The organism is Enterobacter sp. ODB01 (genome assembly GCF_001623605.1).
Taxonomy (GTDB): Bacteria; Pseudomonadota; Gammaproteobacteria; order Enterobacterales; family Enterobacteriaceae; genus Enterobacter; species Enterobacter kobei.
The window spans coordinates 3,757,142-3,770,258 of the sequence record NZ_CP015227.1 but is presented as its reverse complement, the minus strand read 5'-3'; the positions used below and the strand labels follow the sequence as shown (position 1 = coordinate 3,770,258).

Below are 13,117 nucleotides of genomic sequence, written 5' to 3'. Positions count from 1 at the left end.
CAAGGAATTGTTCAGGAAGAAATACGGAGTTTTGAGCCACGTGCACACCACAGGGAAAAGTTCAGGTGCGCAGTGTAACATAAAGGCTCCGGCGCGTTGACACCGGAGCCTTTCAGATTAACGCGGCAGGGCCGTTCCCCATTCACGCCACTCTTTCGGTTCGCTTTCGAGCAGCAGGAAGTGTTTCCCCGACTGCGCTTTTGGCGCCAGTGGCGTGCCCGGCGGGGTGGCAAACGCAATACCACCACGGATGAACTGGTTGAAGGTACCGGTTTTCACCACGCCCCCCGTCAGGCCGAAGTCCAGCGAGTAGCCAGATGCCAGCCAGAATACCGAGTTATTTCGTACCAGGTGCTGGTAACGGTCGCTGATACGTAACGCCACCATCACGCGATCGGAGAGCGTACCAAGCGTCAGACCCGTTACCGTACCTACCTCAATACCGCGGAACAGAACCGGCGTGCCGATGCCAAGTGAGCCTGCTTCCGGGACTTCCACCACAATGCTCAGGCCACCGAGGTAGCGCGAATCGGTGATGGTGGCTTCCTGCAGTTCGAAATCACGCCGTGCATTGCCCTGGCCGGGTTCGACGTTGATATAGGGCTGCAGAATAGTGTCGAGATGTTCAACGCCTGCGGCCGAAATCTGCGGCGTCACCACCGAGAAGCGGGAACCGGTGCGGGCGAAGGTCTGCACATATTCCGGGTAGAGCACCGCGGTGGCCTGTACCTCGTTGCGGGAGGTGATCAGCGTCAGCTTCTGGATCTGGCCGATATCAATGCCCAGGTAGCGAATCGGCATGCCTTCCGCCAGCTTACCGGCATCAAACGCATGCAGGGTAATCTGCCCACCCACGGCACGCGCGGCGGTTTCGGACGGGAAGAGAATACGCTTATCGCCCTTACGCAGGTTTGCGCCTGCACCGCTGAGGTTATCGAAGCTAATGGCGCCGCGCAGCGCGCGTGAGAGCGGGGAGGCCTGCACGGTCAGCCCGTTACCGTTAAGCTGAACTTTCGCGCCGCCTTCGGCCCAGAAGACGCTGTTTGGCGTCAGCAGCTTGCGATACTCCGGCTTGATATGCAGTTCGATATCAAACGCGTCCGCACGCGGGCGAACGGCGATCACTTCCCCGACTTCAAACTTGCGATACAGCACAACAGAACCTGCCTGGACGTCCGGTAGCGTCTCGGCGCTCAAGGTCAGCGTGGTCGTCGGCAGATCGCTCAGGCTGTTTTCAATCGCTTTGTCCAGGTTGGCATACAGCGGGTAATTTTCGCGGATGGGGCCTTTATCGCCCGGCAAAATGCGAATGCCGCCGTTAACCCATTCGCTGGCACTGGCACCAAGGAACTCTACGCCGTCCAGGCCTACCTTCACATCGACGCGGCTGTTTACCACGAATTTACTGTCGCTATGGACGAGGTTGCTGTATTGCGGATCGATCGCTACCGAGAAGCTCACGCCGTTTTCGGAAAGCGTTCGCTCCAGAACCTGACCCACCTGGACACCGTGGAGGATTAGCGGCTGACCGGCTTCAATACCATAACTTTCGGGTGCATTTAGCGTAACCGTCACAACGCCCGGTTTTTGCAGCAGGGCTTTATCCGCCGGGGCGATCACGAAGTTGTTGCTTGGCTTTCCTTCTCCGGGGATCAGTTCAAACGTGTTGCCGGTCAGCAAAGTGCTGAGACTGGCATCGTTCAGAGAGAGCTTCGGACTGCGCATCTCGATACGCGTTTTCTCGCGCAGGAGATCGACCACGCTGGGGTCGACGGTCATTTCGCCCGTCACCGAGCCGCCAGGGTTGAGCGTCATTTTGGTGAGCTGACCTACCTGCAGACCCTGATACATCAGCGGTGTTGATCCGGCTTTCAGACCTTTCGCATCGGGGAGAACAAGTTTGACGATCACCCCTCGCTGGCTGTGCGCCAGATCAGCGTACAACCCGAACGTATCATCGGCAGCAGCAGGGCTGGAGTTCTCCGGGGAGTCAAAGGCAATCGCCCCGTTTACCAGCGCGGCCAGGCTCTCCAGCTTCACTTTAGCACCGCTCAGGCTGAGGTCGGCATCTACGCCAGACACGTTCCAGAAGCGGCTGCCTTTTTTCACAAGGTTGGTGAATCGGCGTTCAATCAGCACATCGATGGTCACGCCCTGTTTGTTCGGATTGATGGCGTAATCGTAAACGCGACCCACCGGAATTTTTCGGAAATAGACCAGCGAGCCACTGTTCAGTGAGCCGAGATCCGGCGCCTGCAGATGGATCATCAGATCGCCGTTATTGAGACGGTATTTTGGCTGCGTATCCAGCGCGACAAAGTGATCCTGCGGTTCGCCCTTGCCTGGCATCATACCGATGTAGTTACCGCCAACCAGCGCATCCAGCCCCGAGACACCCGCCAGAGACGCCTTCGGCGTGACCAGCCAGAACTGCGTTTCGCTGCGCAGCGCGTCCTGCATGTCCGATTTAATGCTGACCCGCACCTGAATTTTGTTCAGCCCTTTTCCGAGTGAGATGTCCTGAACCGTACCGACTTCAACCCCCTGAAAACGAACGGGGGTTCGTCCGGCGACGATGCCGTCGGCGGTCTGGAAATCAATGGTGACGGTACTTCCGCGATCTTCATAGCTCGTCCAGATAAGCCAGCCTGCAATCATCAGGGCGATGACAGGCAGCAACCAGAATGGCGAAATGCGGCGTTTAGTTTTAATTCTCGCTTCAGTCGGCGAAGCGGGGGTTTCCTGACTCATGTGCATCCCAAAGTAAGCGGCTATCCAGCCATTCCACAGCAAGAATAGTCAATATCACCGCAGAGCCGAAATAAAAAGCTGCGGGTCCCATAGTAAAAGCAAGTAACTGGTCGCGGTTGATCAGCGACATCATCAGCGAAATCACAAACAGATCCAACATGGACCAGCGGCCAATCCAGGTGACAAATCGCAGAAGCAGTATTCGGGTTCGTAATCCTTGTTCACACTTAAAGTGAATGCTGATGAGCAGGGTGAACATCACCACGACTTTGGTAAAAGGAACCAGGATACTGGCGATAAAGACGATGGCCGCCACCCCAACGTTGCTGTGCGCCAGGGAGATAATGCCGGAGAGGATTGTATCCTCCTGACGGGCACCATTCACGTAAATGATGGAAATCGGCAGCATATTGGCGGGGATCAAGAACACCAGGGAGGCAATCAGCGCCGCCCAGCATTTTTGCAGACTGTTATTGCGTCGATGCAGCAAGGGTATGTGGCAGCGCGGACAGCGCCCACGGGGATCGGGCAACCCGGTGTAATGGCATCCCAGACAGACGCGGAGATTCTCATCCGGACGGGTGGCAGGGCGCTGAGGGTAAAAACGCTCCCAGAGTTGCTCAACGTTCAGGTGGATCAGCGTCAGGATGCTGAGCAGCACCAGGCAAATAAAGGCAAAAAGCCCGACGCCCGGCTGCAGAAAAGCATAATCCTGCACTTTAATTGATGCCACGCCCACACCGACCAGATAGATATCCAGCATCACCCACTCTTTGAGTTTATCCAGCATCAGCAGCACCGGGCGAAGATTCATCCCCAGGATGTTGCCAAACCACAGATAGGCAATGGCTGCAACCAGCACCAGTGGCGCGCCAACGGCGCAAAACAGCACCATGGCAGCGGTAATCGGATCGCCCTGGCGGGTCATCTGCCAGATCCCCTGCAGCACGTTGGCATCAATGCGTACGCCAAGCAGGTAGAGCTTCAGCAGGGGCTCGGTCCAGGCGAAGGGCATCAGCAGCAGCATGGTGACGGCCATGGCGGCCAGACGGGTTAAAGACCAGTCTCGGCCGTCACGAATTTTCGCGTCACATCGGGGGCAAAAGGCACTTTGGTGCGATTTCATCTTCGGCAACATAAAAAGCGTATCGCACTGGGGGCAACGCTGATAATGTGCACGAGGCAAAGCGTCTCTTACCGTATGGACCGTTATCTTTTTTGTCGGCGTAATTTTGGTTGTTTTTAAGGCCATCAGCTGCGCACAAATAAGTATTGTTGAACGTTATATTAACTCATGAACGGATTCATCTTGAGCATGAGCGCATTTAATGCTTATTTTAATAGGCTATGCGGTAATTTTGTAAGACAACTAAGTGATTGAATAATGAACAAAACAGAATTCTACGCGGATCTGAACCGCGATTTTAAGGCATTGATGGCGGGTGAGACCAGCTTCTTAGCCACTCTGGCAAATACTAGCGCATTGTTGTTCGAACGTCTCTCTGACGTGAACTGGGCTGGCTTTTACCTCCTGGAAGGTGACACGCTGGTACTTGGCCCGTTCCAGGGAAAACTGGCTTGCGTGCGTATTCCGGTCGGGCGCGGTGTATGCGGTACTGCGGTGGCCGAGAATCAGGTACAGCGTGTGGAAGATGTTCATGCGTTTGACGGGCATATCGCCTGTGATGCCGCCAGTAATTCTGAGATCGTACTGCCGCTGGTGGTAAGAAATCAGATTATTGGCGTTTTGGATATCGACAGCACCGTCTTCAGTCGCTTCACAACCGAGGACGAGCAAGGGCTGCGCGAGCTGGTGGCGAATCTGGAAAACGTCCTTGCCGGCACCGATTATCAAAAATTCTTTGCGAGCGTCGCAGGATAATCAACGGATAACGTAGCATTTACTGATAGCGTCATTATAATGACGCCTGTTCATGCCTGCGCTTGTTGGCAACGTCCGTTGTAATCAGGAAATTTCATGGAAAATCAACCTAAGTTGAATAGCAGTAAAGAAGTTATCGCATTTCTGGCCGAGCGTTTCCCGCAGTGCTTCAGCGCGGAAGGTGAAGCTCGTCCCCTGAAAGTCGGTATTTTTCAGGATCTGGTAGCGCGCGTTGAGGGGGAAATGAACCTCAGCAAAACTCAGTTGCGTTCTGCCTTACGTCTTTATACTTCGAGCTGGCGTTACCTGTACGGTATCAAACCGGGCGCGACTCGCGTGGATCTCGACGGCAACCCTTGTGGTGAGCTGGACGAGCAGCACGTTGAACACGCACGCAAGCAGCTTGAAGAAGCCAAAGCACGCGTTCAGGCACAACGTGCAGAACAGCAAGCGAAAAAACGCGAAGCCGCAGCGGCAAACGGCCAGGAAGAAGCGCCTCGTCGTGAGCGTAAACCGCGCCCTGCGCCGCGTCGTCACGATAATAACGATCGCAAACCGCGTGCAGACAAACCAGCAGCCAAAGCCCCACGTGCGCCTCGTGAAGAGCCGCGCCATACCCCAGTTTCTGACATCAACGCGCTGAGCGTGGGTCAGGCGCTGAAGGTCAAAGCGGGCAACAATGCTATGGACGCCACCGTACTGGAAATCACCAAAGATGGCGTTCGTGTACAGCTGACTTCTGGTATGTCAATGATTGTACGCGCAGAACACTTGTTGTTCTGAAACGGAGGCCAAGCCTGGCATGAACACTTTTTTTAAGCTCACCGCGCTGGCGGGTCTGTTTGCTATAACAGGCCATGCTTTCGCAGTGGACGATATCACGCGTGTTGATCAAATTCCGGTACTCAAGGAAGAGACGCAGCACGCGACGGTGAGCGAGCGCGTGACGTCTCGTTTCACCCGCTCGCACTATCGTCAGTTCGATCTCGATCAGGCCTTTTCGGCCAAAATCTTTGACCGCTATCTGAACTTGCTGGATTACAGCCATAACGTTTTGCTCGCCAGTGATGTCGAGCAGTTCGCTAAGCGCAAATCCGAAGTGGGTGATGAGTTGCGGTCAGGCAAGCTGGATCTTTTCTACGACCTCTACAACCTGTCGCAAAAGCGCCGCTTTGAACGCTATCAGTACGCCCTGAAAGTGCTCGAACGTCCGATGGACTTCACCGGCAACGACAATTTTAATCTTGATCGCAGCAAAGCGCCGTGGCCGAAAGATGAAGCCGAGTTGAATGCGCTGTGGGACGGAAAGGTCAAATACGACGAACTGAGTCTCAAGCTGACCGGCAAAGATGAAAAAGAGATCCGTGACACGCTGACGCGTCGTTACAAATTTGCCATTCGTCGTCTGGCGCAGACCAACAGTGAGGATGTCTTCTCTCTGGCAATGACGGCCTTTGCGCACGAAATCGATCCGCACACCAACTATCTCTCCCCGCGCAACACCGAACAGTTCAATACCGAAATGAGCCTGTCTCTGGAAGGTATCGGTGCGGTACTGCAGATGGACGATGATTACACCGTGATCAATTCCATGGTGGCGGGTGGCCCGGCCTCCAAAAGCAAAGCGATCAGCGTAGGTGACCGCATTGTCGGGGTCGGACAAACCGGTAAAGGCATGGTCGATGTCATTGGCTGGCGTCTTGACGACGTGGTTGCGCTGATTAAAGGTCCGAAAGGCAGCAAAGTTCGTCTGGAAATTCTACCAGCGGGTAAAGGCACTAAAACCCGTATCGTTACCCTGACCCGTGAGCGTATCCGTCTGGAAGACCGCGCGGTGAAAATGTCGGTGAAAACCGTGGGTAAAGAGAAGGTGGGTGTCCTGGATATCCCTGGCTTCTACGTAGGGCTGACCGACGATGTGAAGGTTCAGCTGCAGAAACTTGAGAAACAGAACGTCAGCAGCGTCATCATTGACCTGCGCAGCAACGGCGGTGGTGCGCTGACAGAAGCGGTATCGCTCTCTGGCCTCTTCATCCCGTCTGGCCCTGTGGTTCAGGTGCGTGATAACAACGGTAAAGTCCGTGAAGATGCCGACAACGACGGTGTGGTCTACTACAAAGGCCCGCTGGTCGTGCTGGTCGACCGCTTCAGTGCGTCTGCGTCTGAGATCTTTGCCGCGGCAATGCAGGACTACGGCCGTGCGCTGATCGTGGGTGAGCCAACCTTTGGTAAAGGCACCGTTCAGCAGTATCGATCGCTGAACCGTATCTACGATCAGATGCTGCGTCCGGAATGGCCTGCGCTGGGTTCAGTGCAGTACACCATTCAGAAGTTCTACCGCGTCAACGGCGGCAGTACGCAGCGTAAAGGCGTCACGCCGGATATCATGATGCCGACAGGTACGGAAGAGACCGAAACGGGCGAGAAGTTTGAAGATAACGCGTTACCGTGGGACAGCATCAATGCTGCGACCTACGTGAAAGCGGGTGATATGACGCAATTTGGCCCTGAACTGCTGAAAGCGCATAACGACCGCATCGCGAAAGATCCGGAATTCCAGTACATCATGAAGGACATTGCGCGTTTCAATGCCCTGAAGGATAAACGGAATATTGTTTCTCTGAACTACGCCCAGCGTGAGAAAGAGAACAACGAAGACGATGCCACGCGTCTGGCCCGTATCAACGACCGCTTCAAGCGTGAAGGTAAGCCTCTGCTCAAGAAACTGGACGATCTGCCAAAAGATTACCAGGAGCCGGATCCTTACCTGGACGAGACGGTGCATATTGCCCTCGACCTGGCGAATCTGGAAAAAGATAAGCCTGCCGAGCAACCCGCTCCGGCGAAATAATCCCCCAACAGGCACAAGAAATTGTGCCTGTTTCTTTTTGTTCCGCATCCTTCCGTCAGGCAGATTTCCAATTGTGTAAAGTTGTGTCTTTCTGGTGACTTACGCCCTCCGGATGCTTGAAAATAGCCGCAATACCCATACGATGTGGGTAATCGCATAGTGCGCTTTGTTAAACTGAGGTTAAAAGAAAATTATGATGCGAATCGCGCTCTTCCTGCTCACCAACCTGGCGGTGATGGTGGTTTTCGGGCTCGTGCTAAGCCTGACAGGAATTCAGTCGAGCAGCGTTCAGGGTCTGTTGATTATGGCGCTGCTGTTTGGTTTTGGTGGCTCGTTCATTTCCCTGCTGATGTCAAAGTGGATGGCGCTGAAATCCGTCGGCGGTGAGGTGATTGAGCAGCCGCGTAACGATATGGAACAGTGGCTGATGAATACGGTGGCTCAGCAATCCCGTCAGGCCGGGATCGCCATGCCGCAGGTGGCCATTTATCATGCGCCCGATATTAACGCGTTTGCCACGGGTGCCCGTCGTGATGCATCGCTGGTTGCTGTCAGCACCGGGTTGCTGCAAAACATGAGCCGTGACGAAGCCGAAGCGGTCATCGCTCACGAAATCAGCCATATTGCCAACGGCGACATGGTGACCATGACGCTGATTCAGGGCGTGGTGAACACCTTCGTTATCTTTATCTCCCGTATCCTGGCGCAGATTGCGGCGGGCTTTATGGGCGGCAACCGTGATGAAGGTGAAGAGAGCAACGGTAACCCGCTGATCTACTTCGCCGTGTCGATGGTGCTGGAACTGGTGTTCGGTATTCTGGCGAGTATTATCACCATGTGGTTCTCGCGCCACCGTGAATTCCACGCGGATGCCGGCTCTGCGAAACTGGTGGGACGCGAGAAGATGATTGCTGCCCTGCAGCGCCTGAAAACCAGCTACGAGCCGCAGGAAGCGAACAGCATGATGGCCTTCTGCATCAACGGTAAATCAAAGTCGCTCAGTGAGCTGTTTATGTCTCACCCGCCGCTGGATAAACGTATTGAAGCGCTGCGCAGTGGGGAATACCTGAAGTAACGCGAAGCGTCACAGTAAGCCGGGCAGGCGTATTCTCCGCCCGGCTTTTTTTATGCCTGAACCCTGGGCTGGGTAACGCGCAGACCGCTGACGATGGCCGCGAGGGTGGCAAGCGCGCCGGCGGTGAGCAGCGCAACGTGGTTACCGTTTTGCCCGGCAAGGTTAAACATCAGGGCAACCAGCGCCGCGCCGCTGCTTTGCCCCAGAAGGCGCGCAGTTCCCAACATCCCGCTGGCGCCGCCACTGCGGTGACGGGGCGCAGAGGTGATGATGGTGTGATTATTGGGGGACTGAAACAGGCCGAACCCCGCACCACAGAGGATCATGCGCCAGACGATGTCCAGATCGCTGGGTGATGACGGTAACAGTGCCAGCGCGAAAAGGCCGGTTGCCATGACGGCCAGTCCCACCGCACCCAACAAACCGGCATGAATACGTTCAATTAAGTAACCCGCCAGCGGTGCCATCACCATCGTCGCCAGTGGCCAGGGCGTTAGCAGCAGCCCGGTCTCCACCTCCGAACGTCCTACCACACTCTGCAGAAAGAAGGGCAGAGAAACCAGCGCCAGCATCTGAGCGCAGAACGAGCAAATGGACGTACAGATGGAGAGCGAAAAGAGGGGGATACGCAGCAGATCTACCGGCAGCAAAGGAACGGGCAGGGCGAGCTGACGGCGAACAAAGAAGAATCCTGTTACCAGCAGGGCGATAAGCTCGATGCCGGTAAGCGCCATGGATTGCCCCTGAGCAAAGCCGCTCAGGGCTGTAATCAGCAGACCAAAGGTCAGTGCATTCATCACTGCGCTGGGGACGTCAAAACGCGGCATGGTACTTTTGGGGCCGTTAGCAGGAAGAAAACGCAGGGCAAAGAAGATAGCCACGATACCCAGCGGCACGTTTATGGCAAAGAGCCATTGCCATGAGGCGACAGAAAGTATGGCTGCTGCAATTGTTGGTCCGGCGGCGGAGGAAACCGCGACTATAAACGAGTTTATTCCCATCCCGCGTCCAAGGTGGCGTTGCGGATAGATCAAGCGGATCAATGCCGTATTTACACTCATCAGCGCCGCACCTCCAAAGCCCTGCGCTATGCGCGCCAGCGTCAGCGTGTGCAATGAGTCAGACAGGGCGCATAACAGCGAGGTAAAGGTGAACACCACCAGGCCGCACTGATAGACCCGACGGTGGCCGAACATGTCGCCGAGGAAAGAGAAGGAGAGCAGGGAAATCACAATCGCAATCTGATAGGCGTTAACAATCCATATCGAGCTGGCCGGGGATGCCTGCAGGTCGCTGGCGATAGTGGGCAGGGCAACGTTCGCAATCGCGCCATCAAGGACGGCCATTGAGATCCCAATAATAATCGTAGCAATGGCGCCGTACCGCAGGGGCAAAGGCAGACCATCGGAAAGGTTCTTTTCCATCGGGGATAAAAAGCTCAGGGTGAAATTATTCTCAGGGTAACGATTTTAGCACTGTTAACGCCGTTATATGTCGCAGATTTGTAACGAAACAAACGCGCATTGATTGCAGGTAACATCACAGGAATTTATAATAAAAACCGGTTCTGATTTTTATAAAACACTCTCTATGAGGTGGTAAATGGCAATTGCGGATTTGGATAAACAGCCAGATTCTGTTTCTTCCGTGCTGAAGGTGTTTGGCATCTTACAGGCGCTCGGAGAAGAGCGTGAAATTGGTATTACAGAGTTGTCGCAGCGTGTGATGATGTCGAAAAGCACCGTTTACCGCTTTTTGCAAACCATGAAGTCACTGGGTTATGTAGCGCAGGAAGGAGAGTCTGAAAAATACTCTCTGACGCTAAAGCTGTTCGAACTGGGTGCCCGGGCGCTGCAAAACGTTGATTTGATCCGCAGCGCGGACATTCAGATGCGTGAGATCTCCCGTCTGACCAAAGAGACCATCCACCTGGGTGCACTGGATGAAGACAGCATTGTTTACATCCATAAAATCGACTCCATGTACAACCTGCGTATGTATTCGCGCATTGGCCGCCGCAACCCGCTTTATAGCACGGCAATTGGCAAGGTTCTGCTGGCGTGGCGCGATCGCGAAGAGGTGAAGCAGATCCTTGATGGTGTGGAATATAAACGCAGTACGGAACGAACCATTACCAATACTGATGAACTGTTAACGGTACTCGACAAGGTGCGTGAACAAGGATACGGCGAAGATAACGAAGAGCAGGAAGAAGGGCTGCGCTGCATCGGCGTTCCGGTGTTTGACCGTTTTGGCGTGGTGATCGCGGGTTTAAGTATCTCTTTCCCAACCCTGCGCTTCTCAGAAGAGCGTCTGCACGAGTATGTGGCTATTCTGCACACTGCCGCGCGTAAGATTTCCGAGCAGATGGGCTATCACGACTATCCCTTTTAACGCGTTTTAGCATAAAAAAACGCCGCATCTTCTGCGGCGTTTTTCGTCAGTGGTTAACCAGGCCAGTTAGCCATTATCAACCACTACGGACATCTTTCTCAGTACCGGGCAGTTGGTTAAACCAATGATGCCGCTATCAGAATGGAGATACTGCGCCGTGCTTACGCCTTGTGCTGTTACGTACTTACACTGAATACCTAAGCCTGCTGCATTTTCGGTGCTTCCCACAAGCACACCGTAGCCGGTTAACAAAAGTCCAATCCAGAGTATCGCCAGTACTAAAATCGTTCGAATGATTACGCGCATTGTTACCTCTTTTATCGTTGTTATCATGAGGCTAGCCTAAACGGTTTACGTAATGAAACAAGTGCAGGATTCTGAAAAAGACCTGATGTTGGTACAGTTAGTCCTTGTTTAAGGTCACCGTGATAACCTGGTTGTATCAGGTCTTTAGACGGAGTGTGGAGTGAAAAAAATACGCTGGGTGATTCTGATTGTCGTACTGATAGCGTGCGTGGTGTTATGGACGCAGACGATCAATGTGATGTGCGATCAGGATGTACAGTTTTTTAGCGGCGTTTGCGCAATCAATAAGTTTATCCCGTGGTAGCACGCATTTTTTCTTAAGGTGATTTCCTTCCTTCGCACCAGTGGTAAAATAGGCGTTTTTATTGAGGTGGTGAAATGGGTGAGTTACTGAACTCAGGGTTGCTGAATGTAGCATCCCTGATGATCTCTTTGGTTGTTCTGCTGGTGGGTCTGGTCATTTGGTTTTTCGTGAACCGTGCCAGTTCCCGTACAAACGAGCAGATTGAACTGCTGGAAGCGCTGCTCGATCAGCAAAAGCGTCAGAATGCGCTGCTGCGTCGTCTGTGCGAGGCTAACGAACCGGAAGGGAAAGACGAGTCAAAAGAGGCTGTCGCTGAAAACAACCAGGATCAGGACGATTTTATCCGTCTGGTGGCTGAGCGCTGATTGCCGTGTCCCGGGAGGGACTGTGGTCTGGTTCAGTCCAGGTGTAATCCCTCCCTGAAAACGCGTTAAGTGGTAAGGCAGATAATTTAGCACCAGTTAATAGTACTTTCAGGATACTGAAAACTGGCGATTATTTATCCTTATAAACGAAGCGATGAATTGTTGCATATATTCTGTATGTATCTACGCTCAAAAATGTTTTATTTTTATCGAAACGTTTTGCTTGCCTTGTTTTGATGCAGCGTCATAAAAATTTCATTATTTTGGTGCATAACCCTCCTTATTACCTGCTGCATTTTAATACAGTTCGGTGCGGATTATTAACATTGAGTTTTTCCTGAAACAATACGCCCCCGTTGCAATGATTTAAGCATAAGTTTTCACAATTTGTTCTAACTCAATCAATTCCGAAGATTTCTTTTCACGGTTGCTGGACGCATTGTAATGATTGAGCTATGTTAAAAAAGTCTTAGATTACAGTGCTTGCGAAAGCACCGTAGAGCCTGTGTAAGAGCGTTAAGCTGTCTGTGTGTATCGCGCATAATTGTGCAAATCCTTACAGACAGTGTTCGAATTTGTGCGGCGGATCGAGACATGTTTAAAAATGGCTTGCCATATTAAACATAGTGTGTGATAACACGTTTTGGGTCAAACGAGGTACAGTTCTGTTTATGTGTGGCATTTTCAGTAAAGAAGTCCTGAGTAAACACGTTGTCGTTGAATACCGCTTCTCTGCCGAACCTTATATTAGTGCCTCATGCAGTAATGTCTCAGTTTTATCTCAGTCAATGCCTGCGGGCTAAGAAAACACTCTAAGGAATTTTGCAAATGGCAAAGATTAAAGGTCAAGTTAAGTGGTTCAACGAGTCTAAAGGTTTTGGTTTCATTACTCCTGCTGACGGCAGCAAAGACGTGTTCGTACACTTCTCTGCAATCCAGGGTAACGGCTTCAAAACTCTGGCTGAAGGCCAGAACGTTGAGTTCGAAATTCAGGACGGCCAGAAAGGCCCAGCTGCAGTTAACGTAACTGCTATCTGATCGAACCGCTGCTGACTGAAGCGCGTAGCACTTCAATCTCAGACATAAAGCCTCGCACAATGCGGGGCTTTTTTATGCCCCTATCTTTCAAAATATGACTATCCTCTGTCTTGTTAGCAACTTGTTGCAAAGCTGCGAGGTTAGAAGCACA

The 13,117-nt window shown here is 53.0% G+C and carries 12 protein-coding genes and 1 pseudogene; 9 read left to right on the top strand and 4 right to left on the bottom strand.

Annotated features, from left to right (window positions below):
• Positions 1-117: 117 nt before the first annotated feature.
• Positions 118-2,751 carry a PqiB family protein gene (locus A4308_RS17865; RefSeq protein ID WP_045281184.1) on the bottom strand — a complete coding sequence of 878 codons (2,634 nt, stop codon included), beginning with the start codon at positions 2,749-2,751 and terminating at the stop codon, positions 118-120.
• Positions 2,720-4,003, bottom strand: a complete 1,284-nt coding sequence (gene yebS / locus A4308_RS17860) for a membrane integrity lipid transport subunit YebS (protein ID WP_023330643.1) — start codon at positions 4,001-4,003, stop codon at positions 2,720-2,722. The genes A4308_RS17865 and yebS overlap by 32 nt, the downstream gene beginning before the upstream one ends.
• 132 nt (positions 4,004-4,135) lie before the next feature.
• Here yebS and A4308_RS17855 point away from each other — a divergent pair, with 132 nt between their 5' ends.
• The 4 genes from A4308_RS17855 (at position 4,136) to htpX (ending at position 8,559) form a co-directional block, all read left to right on the top strand.
• Positions 4,136-4,633 carry a GAF domain-containing protein gene (locus A4308_RS17855; protein ID WP_014884293.1) on the top strand — a complete coding sequence of 166 codons (498 nt, stop codon included), beginning with the start codon at positions 4,136-4,138 and terminating at the stop codon, positions 4,631-4,633.
• 96 nt (positions 4,634-4,729) lie between these two features.
• On the top strand, positions 4,730-5,416 hold the full coding sequence (gene proQ / locus A4308_RS17850; protein WP_014884292.1) for an RNA chaperone ProQ: 687 nt from the start codon (positions 4,730-4,732) through the stop codon (positions 5,414-5,416).
• A 19-nt stretch (positions 5,417-5,435) separates the two neighbouring features.
• On the top strand, positions 5,436-7,484 hold the full coding sequence (gene prc / locus A4308_RS17845; RefSeq protein ID WP_014884291.1) for a carboxy terminal-processing peptidase: 2,049 nt from the start codon (positions 5,436-5,438) through the stop codon (positions 7,482-7,484).
• Between the two features lie 193 nt (positions 7,485-7,677).
• Positions 7,678-8,559 carry a protease HtpX gene (gene htpX, locus A4308_RS17840; protein ID WP_014884290.1) on the top strand — a complete coding sequence of 294 codons (882 nt, stop codon included), beginning with the start codon at positions 7,678-7,680 and terminating at the stop codon, positions 8,557-8,559.
• Positions 8,560-8,609: 50 nt separating this feature from the next.
• Here the strand turns inward: htpX and A4308_RS17835 are convergent, their stop codons facing one another.
• Complete coding sequence (locus tag A4308_RS17835) at positions 8,610-9,983, bottom strand: MFS transporter (protein WP_014884289.1); 1,374 nt, start codon at positions 9,981-9,983, stop codon at positions 8,610-8,612.
• A gap of 178 nt (positions 9,984-10,161) precedes the next feature.
• On the opposite strand from A4308_RS17835, the gene kdgR reads away from it, so the two are divergent.
• A complete protein-coding gene (kdgR, locus tag A4308_RS17830) occupies positions 10,162-10,953 on the top strand; it encodes a DNA-binding transcriptional regulator KdgR (RefSeq protein WP_014884288.1) in 792 nt (263 codons plus the stop codon).
• A gap of 66 nt (positions 10,954-11,019) precedes the next feature.
• Here kdgR and A4308_RS17825 read toward each other — a convergent pair whose 3' ends face one another.
• Positions 11,020-11,259 (bottom strand): YobH family protein, encoded by a 240-nt coding sequence (locus A4308_RS17825; protein ID WP_045281186.1) that lies wholly within the window; start codon positions 11,257-11,259, stop codon positions 11,020-11,022.
• Positions 11,260-11,419: 160 nt separating this feature from the next.
• On the opposite strand from A4308_RS17825, the gene mgrB reads away from it, so the two are divergent.
• The 4 genes and pseudogenes from mgrB (at position 11,420) to cspE (ending at position 12,966) form a co-directional block, all read left to right on the top strand.
• Positions 11,420-11,563 (top strand): PhoP/PhoQ regulator MgrB, encoded by a 144-nt coding sequence (gene mgrB / locus A4308_RS17820; RefSeq protein WP_014884286.1) that lies wholly within the window; start codon positions 11,420-11,422, stop codon positions 11,561-11,563.
• A 74-nt stretch (positions 11,564-11,637) separates the two neighbouring features.
• On the top strand, positions 11,638-11,928 hold the full coding sequence (locus A4308_RS17815; protein WP_014884285.1) for a YebO family protein: 291 nt from the start codon (positions 11,638-11,640) through the stop codon (positions 11,926-11,928).
• Between the two features lie 671 nt (positions 11,929-12,599).
• Positions 12,600-12,744 (top strand): annotated as a pseudogene (locus tag A4308_RS17810) (DUF2627 domain-containing protein).
• A 12-nt stretch (positions 12,745-12,756) separates the two neighbouring features.
• On the top strand, positions 12,757-12,966 hold the full coding sequence (cspE, locus tag A4308_RS17805; RefSeq protein ID WP_001062678.1) for a transcription antiterminator/RNA stability regulator CspE: 210 nt from the start codon (positions 12,757-12,759) through the stop codon (positions 12,964-12,966).
• The last annotated feature ends 151 nt before the right edge of the window (positions 12,967-13,117 follow it).

Bases quoted from the DNA above. Each gene is read 5' to 3' on its own strand.
- A4308_RS17865 (WP_045281184.1), bottom strand. From the start codon at position 2,751: ATGAGTCAGGAAACCCCCGCTTCGCCGACTGAAGCGAGAATTAAAACT.
- yebS (WP_023330643.1), bottom strand. From the start codon at position 4,003: ATGGCCTTAAAAACAACCAAAATTACGCCGACAAAAAAGATAACGGTC.
- A4308_RS17855 (WP_014884293.1), top strand. From the start codon at position 4,136: ATGAACAAAACAGAATTCTACGCGGATCTGAACCGCGATTTTAAGGCA.
- proQ (WP_014884292.1), top strand. From the start codon at position 4,730: ATGGAAAATCAACCTAAGTTGAATAGCAGTAAAGAAGTTATCGCATTT.
- prc (WP_014884291.1), top strand. From the start codon at position 5,436: ATGAACACTTTTTTTAAGCTCACCGCGCTGGCGGGTCTGTTTGCTATA.
- htpX (WP_014884290.1), top strand. From the start codon at position 7,678: ATGATGCGAATCGCGCTCTTCCTGCTCACCAACCTGGCGGTGATGGTG.
- A4308_RS17835 (WP_014884289.1), bottom strand. From the start codon at position 9,983: ATGGAAAAGAACCTTTCCGATGGTCTGCCTTTGCCCCTGCGGTACGGC.
- kdgR (WP_014884288.1), top strand. From the start codon at position 10,162: ATGGCAATTGCGGATTTGGATAAACAGCCAGATTCTGTTTCTTCCGTG.
- A4308_RS17825 (WP_045281186.1), bottom strand. From the start codon at position 11,259: ATGCGCGTAATCATTCGAACGATTTTAGTACTGGCGATACTCTGGATT.
- A4308_RS17815 (WP_014884285.1), top strand. From the start codon at position 11,638: ATGGGTGAGTTACTGAACTCAGGGTTGCTGAATGTAGCATCCCTGATG.
- cspE (WP_001062678.1), top strand. From the start codon at position 12,757: ATGGCAAAGATTAAAGGTCAAGTTAAGTGGTTCAACGAGTCTAAAGGT.